Origin of the sequence: Pseudoalteromonas sp. SM9913 (assembly GCF_000184065.1) — a bacterium.
Taxonomy (GTDB): Bacteria; Pseudomonadota; Gammaproteobacteria; order Enterobacterales; family Alteromonadaceae; genus Pseudoalteromonas; species Pseudoalteromonas tetraodonis.
Window position 1 is genome coordinate 194,802 of sequence record NC_014800.1, and the last position, 16,855, is coordinate 211,656.

The following is a 16,855-nucleotide window of genomic DNA, read 5'->3' on the forward strand; positions in this document are numbered from 1 at the left end:
TTATAACCCTAACTACAAGGTAATTGCGAGTATAGCGGTGTGTATGTAATTTGTACTGCGCTGTGAATGCCGCTACTAAAAAAGTCAATTGAATGCATATTGCTGGCGTTTAAATCACTCTACGATTTTTATATCGATTGGTGTTTGTTGCTGCTTTTGCTCGATAAAATCGCGCACATAGCCTTCGAGCTGATCAACAATATTATTGTTATCAATACGGGCTTTTTGGCGTTCGCCATTTATGTATAAGCCTGAGCGACGGTTTGCACCGGCAAGGCCAATATCACTGACTAGCGCTTCGCCTGGGCCGTTAACAACACAGCCAATTACAGACACTGAAACCGGTTCAATAATGTCTTCTAAACGTTCTTCAAGTTGGTTCATGGTGCTCACCACATCAAACTCTTGGCGTGAACAGCTTGGGCAAGCAATAAAGTTAATCCCGCGCGAGCGAATACGCAGTGATTTTAATATATCAAAGCCAACTTTTATTTCTTGTACTGGGTCTGCAGCGAGAGATACGCGCAGCGTATCACCAATGCCTTCTGCTAATAACATCCCTAAACCAACGGCCGATTTAACAGAGCCAGAGCGCATGCCGCCAGCTTCAGTTATTCCTAAATGCAGTGGTTGGTCGATTTCTTTAGCGAGCAAGCGATACGCGCCTACCGCTAAAAATACGTCTGATGCTTTTACTGAAATTTTAAATTGATCAAAGTCTAAGCGGCGTAATATATCTACGTGGCGCATAGCCGATTCTAATAGGGCTTCTGGAGTGGGTTCGCCGTATTTTTCTTGTAGATCGCGCTCAAGTGAACCGCCATTTACCCCTATTCGAATAGGAATATTATGCTCACGCGCTGAATCAACTACCGCTCTAATACGCTCTTCACTGCCAATGTTGCCTGGGTTGATACGCAAACAATCAACACCGTATTTTGCTACTTTTAATGCAATGCGATAGTCAAAGTGGATATCGGCGACAAGGGGTATCGACACTTGCTCTTTAATACTTTTAAATGCCTCAGCGGCATCCATGGTCGGTACTGACACGCGAACAATATCTGCACCGGCATCTTGAATAGCTTGAATTTGGGCTACAGTGGCATCAACGTCCATCGTATCTGTGTTGGTCATCGACTGCACGGCAATAGGTGCACCATCACCAATAGGAACATTACCCACATTTATGCGTGTGGATTTTCTGCGTTTTATAGGAGATTCTGAAAACATAGCGACTACTCTGCTAAGGGTAATTTAAATTTAGCTAAACGGTTTTTAGGAAAGGCCGAAATATCAACTGGCTCACCATTTAGGGTAATACGAACAACATCATGCTTGCCTAATACCACTGAAAAAGGCGCTACTCCGGTTAGGGTCATTTCGTAGCCTGCTTTTTTTACACCAAAAGCAATTTTTTCATCATTGGCATCGTGAATTTCTACCCAGCTCTCATCGTTAAACATCATAAAAATGGTGCTTAAATCACTGTTTTTTGGCTCACTGGTGCTCTGTGCATTATTAACTGGCGCAGCTTGAATTGTTTGTTGTTCATTTTGTAATGCAGAATCTACTTCTTCTGTAGATTCAATGTCATTTAATAGTGCCTCGTCGGCGGCTTCAGCTAACAGCTTGGTGTTTTCTTGTTGTTGAGTTATGAGCGAGTTATTAGCATTAATAGTTTTAGTTTGTTCATCAATAGGCATTGCATTTTGCCACCACCACACTGCAGAAGAACCAATAACGATAGCTAAAATTAAGTAACTTACGGTCATAAGTCGGCTGTCATGGGCTTCTTTTTCTGTGCGCCTTGAAAAGCTTTGCATATCGACCGGTTTATCTGATGTGCTAAAAGCCGGCAGCATCGCTAAGATAGCTGTGCTATCAATGTTTAGTGTGCGGCAGTAGTTTTTTATATAGCCTTTAACGAACGTTTTTGCACCGAGTAAATGATACTCGTCGCTTTCAATATGCTCAACTTGTGATTCTGTTAGCTTTAATAGCGAGGCGATTTCAGCAATGCTGATATTTGCATTTTCTCTATGCGATTTTAGTATTTGTCCTACAGAGGGTTCGTCGCTCTGCGGTTGTGTATTATCTTCATTCATAATATGTATGAGTCTGGATCCACGAGTAAAAGTTAATGTTTTGGCTTAATAACCAGAGTAAGACTTTGTTTTTATTTTTTAGTGTTCGTTTATTCTTGCTACTAGAATGCACGCTTTTAAAGGGTATCATCAGCTGCGGTTTTATAAAAACGTTAGTATCGCCCTTTTAAAATTTTTGCTGTTTTTATTTTTAAAGCCCTTTAATGCACCTAACATATAGCAGTTTAGCATTGAATCACACTGAAATGCTAAATTGGTTTACAGTAAAACGAGCGATATCAACCGATACACTCGTTTTTACTCTTATTTATACTAATTTAAAAAGGTATTTGTGTCTCTGTTGTATTTTATGCAGCTTACTTTACTGAATCATCAGAGTTTACAGCAGATGTTGGGCTTTTTTTACGAATAATTTTTATTTTTGGCTCCACAATAATTTGATTGTTATTACTGCTTTCTTGCAATTCATCAAGTTGTGCTTGGCGGTACTTTTCGCGCAGCACTTCAAACTCTGTTTGCCTTAATTGGTTGTCACGAATGGCGTTAGCTTGAACACTATTTGGGTACGTTTGCAAAATGGTAGCTGCAATTTTTTCAGCATCTTCTATTCTACCCATGCGTTGTTTAACCAAGTAGCTGAGTAACAATGCTCGCGAAGAAACCTGTGCAGTATCGTCATAACGTTTTATTAAAGTACTGGCTTTATATAAGTCACTTTTGGCGTAATACAAAGCCGCTAAGCTTATTAATGTAGAGGCGCGTTGCGAGCTGTGGTTTAGCGCTTGTTGAAAGTAGCTTTCTGCATTGGTAAAGTCATTAAATTCAATGGCGCATAAGGCTAAATTTTCATAGCTTTGTGCTACACGAATATAGCTAGGAATTTCAATCGCTTTTAAAAATTGATCGGTCGCGCGATCATACTCATCAATACTACATAAAAACGTACCGTAGTTATTTAGGGTGTTCGGATCGTCAGGCTTAATCGCCAACGCTTTTTGATAGGCTTTGTCGGCTAATGCATTTTCGCCAACTTGTTGGTAGTAATAGGCTAAAGAATAATGAACTTCGGGAAGATTTGGTGCATATTCGCTCGCACGCTCAAGGTTGTATTTTGCTTGGGAATTATTACCGGTGTTTAAATATTGTAATGCCAAAGCAATGCGGGTACGTGCTGCGCCTGCGTTGTTTATTTTATTTTCGACGACGGGTTTGTCACTGCCGTTGTAACTATTTTCAGTCACACAACCGCTTAAAAGTAGTGTTGATAGTGCTAAAGCAAGTAAAGATCGCATTACCTTGTCTCTTTATTTATTTCCATAGCCTCTATCTTACCTCAAAGCCTTTGTGTTGCATCATTTATTTAAAAATAAACAATTTATCACAAAGGCACAGAGTTACTTAGTTAGGCTTGGTGAATATTTACTGCAATTGCATTGTCATCACGCATTTTCTTTTTAGCCATACGTTTTGTTCTATCAACCACATCGCCAGCTAACTGACCACAGGCAGCGTCAATGTCGTCCCCTCGTGTACGACGAACAATACAGGTAATCCCCGCAGCTTGTAATACCTTTGAAAAACGGTCAATTCGGCTGTTGCTTGAACGCGTATACTCATTACCTGGGAACGGGTTAAACGGAATAAGGTTTACCTTAGATGGCGTACCTTTTAGCGTTTTAACCAGTTCATGTGCTTGGTCGGTACTGTCGTTTACGCCATTAAGCATAACGTATTCAATGGTGACATCTTTATTGGCTTTTGAGCCATCAATATAACGACGACAGGCCGCTAAAAATTCTTCAATTGGGTACTTTTTATTGATCGGTACTAAAATATCACGCAGTGCGTTATCAGGAGCGTGAAGTGAAATAGCCAGTGCTACGTCTATTTTTTCTTTTAATAAATCAAGGGCAGGTACTACACCCGAGGTACTTAATGTAACGCGGCGCTTAGATAAACCAAAGCCCCAGTCGTCCATCATCAGCTCCATCGCCGGGACTACGTTTTTAACATTCAGTAGCGGCTCGCCCATTCCCATCATAACGACGTTAGTGACAGGGCGTTTTTCACTGTTTCCATCAAGGCCAATGTCTTTGGCTACACGCCATACTTGGCCAATAATTTCAGACACTTTTAAATTACGGTTAAAGCCTTGTTGTGCCGTTGAGCAAAAAGTACATTCCAGTGCACAGCCCACTTGAGACGATACACATAATGTGGCGCGATCTTTTTCTGGGATCCAAACAGCTTCAACTTCTTGGCCGCCCTCAAGTACGAGTGCATATTTAATTGTACCGTCGCTGGCTTGCTGGCGAACTGAAATTTCAGGTGCAACGATTTCACACTCATTTTTAAGCTTTTCTTTTAGCTTTTTGTTTACGTTGCTCATTTCGTCGAAATTATCTACGCCAAAATGATAAATCCATTTCATCACCTGATCGCCACGAAATGGCTTTTCACCGAATGATACAAATAACTCTCGCATTGCATCTCGGTTTAAATCTAATAAGTTAATCTTTTTTTGCTCGGTCATGTAACAACCTCAATCGGTGGCGGTGATGGTAAAAATTTACAAGGGCGAATTGTACACAATTCATCCACTATAATCATTAAGTAAAACATCATAAATAAACGGTTAATACTTTACGTAATGACTAAAAAAGGGCTCGAAAGCCCTTTTCATACTTTGCATCACAGGGTTAGCTGTGAACTCGAATTAACGAGTACGTGGGCAAAGTTCTTCGTCAGCGAAGAAGTACGCGATTTCGCGAGCAGCAGATTCAACAGCGTCAGAACCGTGAACCGCATTTTCGTCGATGCTATCAGCGTAGTCTGCACGTAAAGTACCCGCTAGTGCTTCAGCTGGGTTAGTAGCACCCATGATTTCACGGTTTTTAAGAACAGCGTTTTCGCCTTCAAGAACGGTAACCATTACTGGGCCAGAAGTCATGAAAGATACTAAAGCACCAAAGAAAGGACGCTCGCTGTGCTCAGCGTAGAAACCTTCAGCTTTCTCTTGTGAAAGGTGAACCATTTTAGCTGCAACGATTTTAAGACCTGCAGTTTCGAAACGGTTGTAGATTGCGCCGATGTGGTTTTTAGCAACTGCATCAGGTTTTACGATTGAAAAAGTACGCTCTAAAGCCATCTTTGTGCTCCAATAATTTAAATAAAAGGTTGAATATTAACGGGCGCGAATTATACGCGTTTTAGTCAAAAAAACCTAATTTATTCTACCTTGCTTGCTTTTTTAATTTGCTAACCCCGATTTATGAACTAAAAACAATGTTTTTACGTTTACTATGTGTTTATAAACATGAGCTATACTTTTGTTTAAGTGGTGAGACTTTTTATTCATAGTACACTTTTTATAGACTCAATATGCATGCCGATACATTTAAACACTAAGGTAACAATATGTTTTTTAACCAATCTTTAAAAAATCAAATCGCTGATTTACAAAGTAAGCTTTCTGTAAGGGAGCAGGTTAAGCAAAGCTTAGACAGTGAAATGCTGGTGTTAGAGCTTGATAAGCAAGGTGCTATTTTAAGACAAAATAAAAATTTTGAGCGAGAGTTTAACTACTCAAATAACAAAATAATTAATAAAAATATTTTAGACTTCATTCCTGAAAATGCTAGAAATAACGCGGATTTTCATGCCTTTCAAAAAGCGCTAAGTAAAGTAGAACATTTTGCCGGCGCTATCCAAGTATCCCACCCAAACGGACAACGAGATTGGTTACGCTGCATTTTACATCCTATAAAAAACGAGCAAGGTCAGCTTGAGTATTTAACCCTGCATTGCACTGTGCTTACACAAATAATTGAGAGTTCAAGAGAAAACGAAGATTTAATCAAAGCATTGCATCGTTCAACAGCGGTTATTGAGTTTGATACTCAAGGTATGGTGTTACGTGTTAATGACAACTTTTTAAAAAGTATGAGTTATTCAAGACAAGACGTGGTGGGCAAGCATCATGGTATGTTTTGTGACGAACAAGAAGCGAGTAGTAAAGAGTATCAGGCCTTCTGGCAACGTTTGCGTAATGGTGAGTTTATTGCGAGCAGATTTAAACGTATTGATAAACACGGCCATGTAGTTTGGTTAGAGGCTTCATATAATCCGATTTTTAATGAAGTAAATGAGCTCTATAAAGTAGTTAAATTTGCCACAGTGATCACTGACCAAGTAGAAAGAGAACTGGCTACAGAGCAAGCGGCGAGTATTGCGCATGGCACTTCTATCGAAACTGATAATAACGCGGATAAAGGTGCTGAAGTGGTACAAAAAACAGTTCAGGTTATGAACGAACTGTCGGTGCAAATGGAGCAAGCTGCTCAAGAAATTTCAGCATTAGATAAACAGTCGCAACTGATAGCGAGCATAGTGCAGAGCATTAGCAGTATTGCTGATCAAACTAATTTATTGGCACTTAACGCGGCTATTGAGGCCGCGCGTGCAGGCGAGCAAGGCCGTGGATTTGCGGTGGTGGCTGATGAAGTGCGTTTACTTGCCTCCAGAACCAGTAAAGCTACCGAAGAAATCGTGGATGTTGTACAGCAAAACCAAAATTTAACTCAATCAACCGTTGCAGTAATTGAGCAAGGTAAAAATAAAGCGCAACAAGGTCTAGCGCTCTCCAAAGAATCTGGTGATGTAATGAGTGATATTAAAAAAGGCGCGCAACAAGTTGTTGATGCCGTTAGTCAATTCTCGAACCAATTAAGCAGTAAAAAATAACTTAAATTTACAGCTCTTCATTTATTAGCGCAGAAGAGAAATTTTGATGATCTTGATCAAGGTTTCTCTTTTGCCATCTCATTATACTTGCGCGCTTTATTTTCCTTAATTATTCATGCAACCGGCTTGAACCCGGTTCGATGTATGGAGCGCACATGTCAGCTGTTTCTTCTTCAACCTTATTTGTACCTGAATTACTTTGCCCCGCAGGCAGCTTAAAAAACATGCGTTATGCCTTTGCCTATGGTGCCGACGCGGTTTATGCCGGCCAACCGCGTTACAGTTTAAGAGTGCGCAATAACGAATTTGATTTAGATACATTACAAATAGGGATTAACGAAGCACATGCGCTGAATAAAAAGTTTTATGTAGTGTCGAATATTGCCCCGCATAACGCAAAAGTTAAGTCGTATTTACGTGATATAGAGCCGGTGATTGCTATGAAACCGGATGCATTGATCATGTCAGATCCTGGGTTAATTATGCTAGTACGTGAAAAATGGCCTGATATGCCAATTCATTTGTCGGTTCAAGCCAATGCAGTGAACTACGCAAGCGTACAGTTTTGGGCAAAACAAGGTATTGAGCGGGTAATTTTGTCTCGCGAGCTATCGCTTGAAGAAATCAGCGAAATTCGTGCTCTGTGCCCAGAAACAGAACTAGAAGTATTTGTGCATGGCGCACTGTGTATGGCTTATTCAGGGCGTTGTTTACTCTCAGGCTATATTAATAAACGCGATCCCAACCAAGGCACCTGCACCAATGCATGTCGTTGGGAGTATGATGTTAAACCTGGTACAGAAAACGAAACCGGTGAAATGGTACATAAAATTGACCCTAAAACGGTTATACCTACGTTAGGTGAAGGCGCACCAAGTAACGATGTATTTATGCTAGAAGAGCAAGGTCGCCCGGGTGAATATATGCCTGCATTTGAAGACGAGCACGGCACTTATATCATGAACTCAAAAGACTTACGCGCCGTGCAATACGTAGAGCAGCTAACAAAAATGGGGGTGCATAGCCTAAAAATAGAAGGGCGTACTAAGTCATTTTATTATGTTGCCCGTACCGCACAGGTATACCGTAAAGCGATTGACGATGCGGTTGCAGGTAAACCATTCGATGCTGATTTATTTAAAACTCTTGAGAACCTTGCACACCGCGGTTATACCGAAGGTTTTTTAAAACGCCACGCCCATCAAGATTATCAAAATTACGAATACGGTCACTCTGTATCTACCAAGCAGCAATTTGTGGGTGAGGTATTAGGGCGTAATGCTAATGGTTTGGTTGAAATAGATGTAAAAAATAAGTTTTGTGTTGGTCATTCATTAGAGCTAATGACGCCGAAAGGCAATATTAGTTTTCCCCTAGAAAGTATGGAAAATAAAAAAGGCGAAAGCATTACTGATGCTAAAGGCTCAGGCCATATCGTAAAAATTCCACTGCCTGACAACATTGATTTAGAGCACGCGATACTGATGCGCAACCTAGATGAAAACCAAGACACCCGCAATCCTTTCAAACAAGCTGTTTCATAATAGAGAGTTTAATCATGGCTTTACTTATAAACAGCAAATGCATTAACTGTGATATGTGCGACCCCGAGTGCCCAAATGAAGCCATTTATATGGGCGCTAAAATTTATCAAATAGATTCAGATAAATGCACCGAATGTGTGGGTCATTACGACAAGCCAACGTGCGTGAGCGTATGCCCCATTGATTGTATAAAGCCTGACCCTAATCACCGAGAAACTATAGATGAGCTGGCAGAAAAATATGTGAGGTTAATGGGTTAGTTACTTAATTAGTAGATTAATTATATGTTTTTCTGAGAAAGCTAAGTGCATTGTAACTAATTAGTTATTGTTTATTTTTGGCATAGTTTCCACATACAATTAAAAAAGGATTTAAAGTGCTCTTGAGCGAAATTAAAAATATAAAGAGCTTTCTTGGTGCCCAACTTTATTTTCAGCTAAATGGCCGAAGCTTAAATAATTTAATAGCTAAAGAGTAAAGGTCACAAATATACAATCTTATAAAGAATTATAGGGTTATTGAATATAAGAGATGACTTTATGAATACATTATACATTACTGGAGCAGGTGTAAGTGCTGCTAGCGGTATTCCCACCTTTCGCGGTGAGGATGGTTTTTGGACTATTGGTAGTAAAAACTATACGCCAATGGAAATGGCGACACGTGCAATGTATGAAAATAATCCAAGTGAGTTTTTAGCTTGGTATTATCATCGCTTTGCAACTTATCGTCATCATGGTCCTAACGAAGTGCATCATTGGCTTAGTGATAAAAACTTAATAACTCAAAATATTGATGGGCTAGATGGTAAGGCGGGTAATAAAAATTACATTGCGATTCATGGTCGGCTTGATCAAATGACTGTATTTCATCATCAAGGTGATAAAGTTACACCACAAGCTACGCTATGGAGTAATGTTGATGAGAGCAACTTACATCGCTCTCTACTTGCGTTATTCAATATTGAAAACCATCAGCCAAAGCTTAATCATTCTTTAAAGCCCTTTGTGTTGTTATTTGATGAATATTACACCGAGCTATACCGCATTACTGAAGCGCAGCAGCGAATGATTGATGCCGATAAAATGGTGTTTATGGGTACTTCGTTCAGCGTTAATATTACTCAAATGGCGCTCGAGATTGCGCGAAGTTACAGTATTCCTATTGAAATTGTTGACCCCGACCCTACTCATGTATTGCACTCAAATGTAAGTTATAAAAAAATGACTGCGTTGGAGTACATACAGCAACAAGGTTAACTAGGTAAATAGGTTTTGTATTGCTGCTGGTATACATAACCTATTATGCGTTATTAATAATCAGTACAGCTTAGGCTATGTTATTGTTAGCCTTTAATTCACACTACGTACCGGTTATTTTAAGTACTAAAATACATTATAAGAAGATGACAGCAATGTTAAGTATTTCTCTTGGGCCTTTGGTTATTTCCATTTCACAGTTGATCATTTTTTTAGGGTTAGGCATTTTTTGGGGGCTTACCTATTTATTGACACGCCAACATCCATTACAAAAAGCGATTTTAGACACTGTTTTTAAAGCAATTGTGGTGGGCTTTTTAGTCTCGCGGTTAGCGTTTGTGTTTACTATGTGGGATGCCTATCAAGGTAACTGGTGGCAGCTTTTTAATATTAGCGATGGCGGCTTTATTGGTTATTATGGCTGGCTCAGCGGTATAGTGGTTTTAGCATTTTATGCACGTGGTAAAAAAGCGGTAATGAAAAACTATGCTATTGCTGGGTTTGTTGGTTTTTGTTCAATGATTATTCCTAATTTTGCGCTGTCTATTTACCAAACGGGTGTGCAGTTACCGCAGTCTGTTGTGCATAATATTCAAGGGCAGCAAGTTAACTTACAAAACTTCAAAGGTAAGCCGGTGGTGATTAACTTTTGGGCGTCGTGGTGTCCGCCGTGTCGAAAAGAAATGCCGGTACTGCAAGCGGCTCAAAAAAATAACCCGAATATCACGGTGGCATTTGTCAATCAAGGCGAAGACTTACACACGGTAAAAGCGTTCCTTGATGAACAGCAACTCGACCTAAATCATGTGTTTTTTGATCAAAGTAGTAATGTGAGTCGCGAATCAGGTGCTGCGGGCTTACCAACAACTTTGTTTTATAATAGCCAAGGTGAGTTAGTTACCAGTCATATGGGAGAACTTTCTCATGCGAGTTTAGGCTATTATATTCAGGCTATTAGTGATAAAAAATAACGGTGTATTGCTGTTTAATCGCGTCATTCCTTTTTTATGCTCTTTTAATAAGCAGCTAAATAGCAATTTTGCTGCTTAACTTCCTACCTTTATTCGAATTGACTATTTTTTGATAGGTTATTCAGTTACTTATCAGTTTACATTAACAAACTATTAAGTTTGGTTGTGTAAAATACAGCTACTTTTTTCGTATCAGCTTTAGCCGGTACGCTCATCTTTAAGTATTAACTGTATTTTAAATGGAACTGTTAAAACTATGACCGCTCATCGGATAACCCACGCTGCACATCACTCTCTTCCACTTTTTATTAAATCAACGCTATGCGTGTCTATTCTATCTGTTGTCAATCATGCATATGCTGATGAAGCAGAAGATAAAACATTAAAAAGCAAAGATATGGAAGTCATTGAGGTGCGTGGTATTCGTTCCAGTATGGCGGCTAATTTAGATATAAAGCGTTTATCGAGCTCTGTGGTTGATGCCATAACAGCAGAAGATATTGGTAAGTTTCCTGATAAAAATGTCGCTGATTCATTACAACGCGTACCTGGCGTGGTGATTGACCGTGACGGAGGCGAAGGCTCATCGGTAAGTATTAGGGGGTTATCATCTGAGCTAACCTTTTCTCAGCTAAATGGTAATTTTATTGCGTCATCACCAGGTGAGCCGTCTCGCTCATTTGATTATGCATTACTGCCCTCAGCCATGATTGAAAGCGTGGAAGTGTATAAATCGCCAGAAGCGCGTTTAGATGAGGGGGGCGTAGGCGGCACGGTATTAATGCATAGTCGTAAACCGCTGAGTATGGAGGCAAACTCTGGGGTAATTAACATTGAAAGCACCTATGCCGATGTGACTGAAGAATCTGAGCCGCAGTTAACCGCGCTTTATTCTTGGAAGAACGAGGCTGATACCTTTGGCATGTTGTTTGGTTATACCTCACAAAAACGCACTAACCGAACTCTCTCAGGAGGCACAGATGCAAACGTATGGCGCTTTGCCGGTGATAACCCGGTAGATACCAATGGCGAGCTGGTTGATAATAATAATCAGTGGGACTCAATAAGTGATGCTCAGGGTAATAATTATAACGATGTTTGGTTTCCTCAAGTGGTTCGTGGCTCAATTGTAAACGAATTACGTGAGCGAGAAGGGGTGCAATTTAGCACGCAGTGGCGCCCAACCAGCCGTGTTGAAATTGGCTTTAACTATTTTGGATTTTCACTTGATAAAAATAGAACAGAGTCGGTGATTGATATACCAGAATGGTCTTTAAATCCTGACTTTTTAACCGATGTAAGTTTGGATGAGTCGGGCACTATTATCAATGGGATGCAATTTGATGCAGCTGCGAGTGGCGCAGAGAATGATATGCAATTGCCGTGGATGCGAGGCCGTTATGTGCGTGAAGAGTCGACCTCAGACACCTTCGATTTTAATTTAACCTATGAAGGCGATTATTTTAAAGCCCGTTTTGTGGCGGGCAATACGCGCTCTGAAGGCGGGCCAAAGGAGAGTTGGGAAGCGGCGTATAAAAGTTCAAACGCCGGTGAAAATGAAAGCCGTATAGAAAATGCATCGCAAACAGCGGGTTGGCAAATTAATGAAAACGATATTAGTTTAAATATAGACCCTAATACGCTAGCTAACTTACTAAATGGTGTGGGCGGTGGGCGCGATCCAGGCTCGTCAAATTCAAGCTTTGTGCGCAGTGAACTCGAAGAAGATTACTACCAAGCTGACTTTGATATTTATACCGATTGGGGCATTTTAAGAACAATTAAAACCGGCGTAAAGTACCGAGAAGCTACACTGCATCGCGAAACCGGTAATACCTTCTTTTTAGATCCTAATTTTGATATTGCTGCAGGAGAAGCCAGCGAGGGGGGGATCACACGTTTTGACAGTTATCAGTGGAACAACGGTATGCCACTAGCACAAGACGTGTTTATTAACGAAGGTAACATTGCTGGTGGTTTTAATATAAACCAAATGCCCGGTATTGATTGGCAAAAATATCGTGACATTGTGACCAGTCATTATGTGCCGTATACACGCAAAGAAGATAACTTTATTTATGATATTGAAGAGCAAATAGCGGCGTTTTATCTGCAAGGTGACTTTGAGTTTAATAGCGTGCGCGGTAATTTAGGGGTACGTGTGGTACGCACGAAAACCATGACATCATCAACCGACCTATATACTTATTTATTAGATCATACTGATGATGACAGCGGCGAGCCGGTAACCGGAGATGATAGATTTGTTGAAGACTATCAACTTATTACTCAAGAGAGTACCGATACTCAAATTCTTCCTAGCTTTAATATTGCGTGGGATATAAGTGATGATGTAGTGGTGCGAGGCGCGGTTGCTAAAGTGATGTCTCGCCCTGATTATGCCGATTTAGGCGCACAACAACGCATCACGTTTGTCTCAGATGAGTGGGCAGACGATAGAGCTGAGTTTAATGAAATTCCGGGTTTTAGTGGCAGTGGCGGTAATAAAAACTTAAAGCCATTTGAGTCGGTGCAAGCTGATTTATCTATTGAATATTATTACAGCGAAGGCTCTGCCATTGGTTTAGCACTGTTTCATAAAACTGTTGATAATTTTGTTGTACCCTTAGTCATTGACGTACAACAAGATTTTGCTGGTAAAGAGGGCATAGTTGAGGCAGGAAATATTACCGTATCGCCATATAGCACAGTAGGTAATGGCACTGATGCCGTATCTAAAGGGGCGGAAGTATTTATACAGCATGCCTTTGATAGTGGTTTTGGTTTTTATGCAAACTACACTTATAACAAAACCAATAAAGCCGATGTAGAAGTGGATGGTAAAGAGTTTGGTAAATCGCCACTAATAGGCAGTGCTAAGTATCAATACAATACCTCGATATATTATGAAGGAGATGCCTTTAATATTCGAGCTTCTTATAATAAACGCGGTGAAACTGTGTTGGGTTTAAATAGCGGCTTAAATGTATACCAAGACCCATACGAGCAAGTTGATGTAAATGCTTCGATTAATTTATTAGAGGATTTGAGTTTGACCGCTGCAGTTATTAATTTAACTAAATCTGAGTCGGTAAAGCGCCTAGGTAACGATACAGAGTCTCGGTTATTAAACTCAAGCTATTCGGGAAGACGTTATTATGCGGGCATAAACTACCGTTTTTAAGCTGAGTGTGTTGAGTCTAGGTAAACAAGCTGTTTTGTTGCTGTTTTAGCTTTTTCTTGTAAGTTATTACTTTATAATGAGCGTTATAAAAATTATAGAATTAATATTAACAGGATTGAAATGAGTGATTTAACGGCAATAGCCAACTTATCTATTTTATTAGTTGAGCCTTCTGAAGTTCAACAAAAGCTAATAAAAAAATCACTGGCTCAGTGCGGTGTTACACAAATTGAAACGGCCAGCACTCAAGAAAACGCGCTGGCTGCTTTATCAAATTATCACCCTGATTTAGTCATTAGTAGTATGTATTTTAGTGACGGTACTGCAGATTCTTTATTACAGGCAATACGCAGTAATAGTAATACTGAGCAACAGGCATTTATGTTGGTATCGAGCGAGCGTAATAAGCGCCATTTAGAGCAACTTAGGCAATCGGGGGTATTAGCGATTTTACCTAAACCGTTTAGTGCCGACGAAATAACCCGAGCGCTTAAAGCTACTTTAGATATTATTAGCGAGCAAGAAGTGGAACTAGAGCACTTTGATGTGACGCTTCTTAGAGTGCTTGTAGTTGATGACAGCCGTTTTGCACGAAAACACATAATAAGAGTGCTAGCGGGGATGGGAATTCCAGCACCGGTAGAGGCCGAAGACGGTAAACAAGCAATTGAAATGTTAAACAGCCAATCATTTGATTTAATTGTTACTGACTACAATATGCCAGAAATGGATGGTAAAGAATTAACTGAAACGGTAAGACAATCGAATGCGTACTCGCATATTCCAATCTTGATGGTGAGCTCAGAAGCTAACGATACCCATTTAGCTAATATTGCTCAAGCGGGTGTGGACGCAATATGTGACAAACCGTTTGAGCCCGCTACTGTGCGCGATTTACTCTTTAAAATCATGAGCTAAAGCATAACTATAAAAGCACTTTTTAACTAAAGTGCTTTTAAGTAACGCAATGAAAAATTGAGCAGCTTGGCGGCCGGCAAGGGCTTACTTAAATAAAATCCTTGAGCAATATCGCAGTTTAGCTCGTTGAGTAAATCTAGCTGCTCTTTGGTTTCTACCCCCTCAGCCACTACTTTTATTTCTAGGCTGTGTGACATAGCTATGGCCGCTTTCACTAAATTACAGTCTGCCTTGTTATCTGTTATGCCAGTAATAAAGCTGCGGTCAATTTTTAGCACATCAAAAGGGTATTCTCGTAAGTAACTTAATGATGAATACCCTGTGCCAAAGTCGTCCATTGACAGTTTTATGCCCAGCTCATCAATTTGCAATAAGGCATCATGAATTGACGCTTGGCTATTCATCAGCACCCCTTCGGTAATTTCCAGCTCTAAACATTCATTATTAATACTATTTTTATGCAGAGTGTGTTTAATTATATTAACCAGTTCAGGGTCTCTGAATTGGCGCGGCGATAAATTAACGGCCATGGTATAGTTTTGCTTGTTAATTGATTGCCATTCATTTAAAAAGCGTAAGGCTTGTTGAAGAACAAATACACCAATAGGCGTAATTAAGCCGGTTTGCTCTGCAATTGGGATAAACTCATCTGGTGTGATTTCCCCTAACACTATATTATGCCAACGAAGCAAGGCTTCAGCGCCAACGATGGTGTTTGTTTTTACATCTATTTGTGGTTGGTAATAAAGCTCAAATTCATTACGCTCCAGTGCACCATGCATTTGCTCTTCTATTTCAAAGCGGCGGCGCATGGCGACGTTCATTTGTGGGGTGAAAAAAGAGGACGTGTTTCGCCCCATGGTTTTTGCTTGGTACATAGCGGTGTCGGCATTTCGTAACAACACCGAGGCGCAGGTGCCATCCTTAGGGGAAATAGCAATCCCAATACTTAATGTCAGTATTAAGTCTCTACCTACAAGTTTAAAGGGTTTCCTAAATGCTTGAAGTAACCGCTCAGCAATCGCTAAAGCATCGTTTTCATCATTTAAATTGGATATTAAAACAATAAACTCATCGCCGCCCAATCGGCCTATTGTGTCACTTTTTTTAAGTGTTTGCTGTAATCTTGCTGCTGCCGCAATTAATAGTTCATCGCCCACTTCATGGCCTAAAGAGTCATTCACTTTTTTAAAGTCATCAAGATCTAAAAAGAACACCGCGGCTTTTTCGTGGCTCTTTTGTACTTCCAGTAATATTTGTGATAAGCGGTCTAGAGATAAAAAGCGATTAGGTAAATCGGTTAAACTATCAAAGTGGGCCTGATGACGAATTAGTTCAGCGGAGCGGTGTGGTTCGCTAATATCACGAATAATCACCATAATTTGGTTTTTTTTCGGCAGTAAACGCAATCTCGCTTCGTAATAAATTACGCCTTCAGGCATGCTTAATTCGTATTCAAAACTGACCATACTGTCTTGTGTTATCGTTTTTTCTATATGAACCTGAAACTTTTGCGCTACTTTTTCAGGTAATACATCCACCATTTTTTTACCAATAAACTGGTTAGGTGAAATATATAAATCGTTTTCATTATTTGCATGGTAGTCAGTAATAGTGCCATTTTGCTCTAGTACAAAAAATAAATCAGGAATTGCCTCAAATAAAGTTTTGAGCATGGTGGCATTAAATACGGCTTCTGCTTGTGCTTTGTGAACCTCAGACAGATCAATATCAATACAGTACATTTGTTTGGTATTGTACTGATTGGTAAACATAACATGGCTTGAAAATACGGCTACATCATTGCCATTTTTATGGCTGAGTATGAGTTCTGATGCGGGAATTTCAATATCATACTTAATCCAATTACTATGCGCTTTAATAACGGGCTCTCGCATTGGCGCGGGTATAATTAAATCTTCGAGTTTTTTGCCAATGGCTTCTTGGTGTGTATACCCATAAAGTAATTCGCTGCCTTTATTCCAATAAATAACACGTCGTTGCTCATCGTAACCTTGTACTGAAATAGAATCGACAGCATCAAAAAGTTGATGCAACGGGTCATTAGTAACATATTGATGAGCTGGCATATTATTAGTTTTATTGGGAGCCATTAAATGGGTTCCAG

General features: G+C 40.0%; 12 protein-coding genes and 1 pseudogene. 7 read left to right on the plus strand and 6 right to left on the minus strand.

Annotated features, from left to right (window positions below; translation table 11 throughout):
• Positions 1–114 precede the first annotated feature (114 nt).
• The 5 genes and pseudogenes from ispG to ndk all read right to left on the minus strand — a co-directional run bounded on the left by ispG (position 115) and on the right by ndk (position 5,256).
• The gene (gene ispG, locus PSM_RS16105; protein WP_013462930.1) at positions 115–1,233 is read right to left on the minus strand and encodes a flavodoxin-dependent (E)-4-hydroxy-3-methylbut-2-enyl-diphosphate synthase; all 1,119 of its coding nucleotides are present in this window, start codon (positions 1,231–1,233) and stop codon (positions 115–117) included.
• Positions 1,234–1,238: 5 nt separating this feature from the next.
• Positions 1,239–2,108 (minus strand): RodZ domain-containing protein, encoded by an 870-nt coding sequence (locus PSM_RS16110; protein WP_013462931.1) that lies wholly within the window; start codon positions 2,106–2,108, stop codon positions 1,239–1,241.
• A gap of 386 nt (positions 2,109–2,494) precedes the next feature.
• Positions 2,495–3,400: pseudogene (pilW, locus tag PSM_RS16115) on the minus strand (type IV pilus biogenesis/stability protein PilW); the annotation flags it as partial.
• Positions 3,401–3,510: 110 nt separating this feature from the next.
• Positions 3,511–4,641, minus strand: coding sequence for a bifunctional tRNA (adenosine(37)-C2)-methyltransferase TrmG/ribosomal RNA large subunit methyltransferase RlmN (locus PSM_RS16120; protein ID WP_010389431.1), 1,131 nt, complete (start codon positions 4,639–4,641; stop codon positions 3,511–3,513).
• A gap of 183 nt (positions 4,642–4,824) precedes the next feature.
• Positions 4,825–5,256: a nucleoside-diphosphate kinase gene (gene ndk, locus PSM_RS16125; protein ID WP_008111339.1), complete on the minus strand. Its 432-nt coding sequence runs from the start codon at positions 5,254–5,256 to the stop codon at positions 4,825–4,827.
• Positions 5,257–5,525: 269 nt separating this feature from the next.
• Here ndk and PSM_RS16130 point away from each other — a divergent pair, with 269 nt between their 5' ends.
• The 7 genes from PSM_RS16130 to PSM_RS16160 all read left to right on the plus strand — a co-directional run bounded on the left by PSM_RS16130 (position 5,526) and on the right by PSM_RS16160 (position 14,727).
• Entirely contained in the window at positions 5,526–6,851 is a 1,326-nt protein-coding gene (locus tag PSM_RS16130) for a methyl-accepting chemotaxis protein (protein WP_013462934.1), read from the plus strand.
• Between the two features lie 155 nt (positions 6,852–7,006).
• Positions 7,007–8,395: a prephenate-dependent tRNA uridine(34) hydroxylase TrhP gene (trhP, locus tag PSM_RS16135; RefSeq protein WP_013462935.1), complete on the plus strand. Its 1,389-nt coding sequence runs from the start codon at positions 7,007–7,009 to the stop codon at positions 8,393–8,395.
• A gap of 14 nt (positions 8,396–8,409) precedes the next feature.
• The gene (locus PSM_RS16140; RefSeq protein WP_016900100.1) at positions 8,410–8,655 is read left to right on the plus strand and encodes a YfhL family 4Fe-4S dicluster ferredoxin; all 246 of its coding nucleotides are present in this window, start codon (positions 8,410–8,412) and stop codon (positions 8,653–8,655) included.
• A gap of 279 nt (positions 8,656–8,934) precedes the next feature.
• Positions 8,935–9,654: an SIR2 family NAD-dependent protein deacylase gene (locus tag PSM_RS16145; RefSeq protein WP_013462937.1), complete on the plus strand. Its 720-nt coding sequence runs from the start codon at positions 8,935–8,937 to the stop codon at positions 9,652–9,654.
• 155 nt (positions 9,655–9,809) lie between these two features.
• Positions 9,810–10,625: a TlpA disulfide reductase family protein gene (locus PSM_RS16150; RefSeq protein ID WP_013462938.1), complete on the plus strand. Its 816-nt coding sequence runs from the start codon at positions 9,810–9,812 to the stop codon at positions 10,623–10,625.
• 256 nt (positions 10,626–10,881) lie between these two features.
• Entirely contained in the window at positions 10,882–13,809 is a 2,928-nt protein-coding gene (locus PSM_RS16155) for a TonB-dependent receptor (RefSeq protein WP_013462939.1), read from the plus strand.
• 120 nt (positions 13,810–13,929) lie between these two features.
• Positions 13,930–14,727 carry a response regulator gene (locus PSM_RS16160; RefSeq protein WP_013462940.1) on the plus strand — a complete coding sequence of 266 codons (798 nt, stop codon included), beginning with the start codon at positions 13,930–13,932 and terminating at the stop codon, positions 14,725–14,727.
• Positions 14,728–14,753: 26 nt separating this feature from the next.
• Here PSM_RS16160 and PSM_RS16165 read toward each other — a convergent pair whose 3' ends face one another.
• Complete coding sequence (locus PSM_RS16165) at positions 14,754–16,841, minus strand: bifunctional diguanylate cyclase/phosphodiesterase (protein ID WP_013462941.1); 2,088 nt, start codon at positions 16,839–16,841, stop codon at positions 14,754–14,756.
• Between the last annotated feature and the right edge of the window lie 14 nt (positions 16,842–16,855).

Bases quoted from the DNA above. Each gene is read 5' to 3' on its own strand.
- ispG (WP_013462930.1), bottom strand. From the start codon at position 1,233: ATGTTTTCAGAATCTCCTATAAAACGCAGAAAATCCACACGCATAAAT.
- PSM_RS16110 (WP_013462931.1), bottom strand. From the start codon at position 2,108: ATGAATGAAGATAATACACAACCGCAGAGCGACGAACCCTCTGTAGGA.
- PSM_RS16120 (WP_010389431.1), bottom strand. From the start codon at position 4,641: ATGACCGAGCAAAAAAAGATTAACTTATTAGATTTAAACCGAGATGCA.
- ndk (WP_008111339.1), bottom strand. From the start codon at position 5,256: ATGGCTTTAGAGCGTACTTTTTCAATCGTAAAACCTGATGCAGTTGCT.
- PSM_RS16130 (WP_013462934.1), top strand. From the start codon at position 5,526: ATGTTTTTTAACCAATCTTTAAAAAATCAAATCGCTGATTTACAAAGT.
- trhP (WP_013462935.1), top strand. From the start codon at position 7,007: ATGTCAGCTGTTTCTTCTTCAACCTTATTTGTACCTGAATTACTTTGC.
- PSM_RS16140 (WP_016900100.1), top strand. From the start codon at position 8,410: ATGGCTTTACTTATAAACAGCAAATGCATTAACTGTGATATGTGCGAC.
- PSM_RS16145 (WP_013462937.1), top strand. From the start codon at position 8,935: ATGAATACATTATACATTACTGGAGCAGGTGTAAGTGCTGCTAGCGGT.
- PSM_RS16150 (WP_013462938.1), top strand. From the start codon at position 9,810: ATGTTAAGTATTTCTCTTGGGCCTTTGGTTATTTCCATTTCACAGTTG.
- PSM_RS16155 (WP_013462939.1), top strand. From the start codon at position 10,882: ATGACCGCTCATCGGATAACCCACGCTGCACATCACTCTCTTCCACTT.
- PSM_RS16160 (WP_013462940.1), top strand. From the start codon at position 13,930: ATGAGTGATTTAACGGCAATAGCCAACTTATCTATTTTATTAGTTGAG.
- PSM_RS16165 (WP_013462941.1), bottom strand. From the start codon at position 16,841: ATGGCTCCCAATAAAACTAATAATATGCCAGCTCATCAATATGTTACT.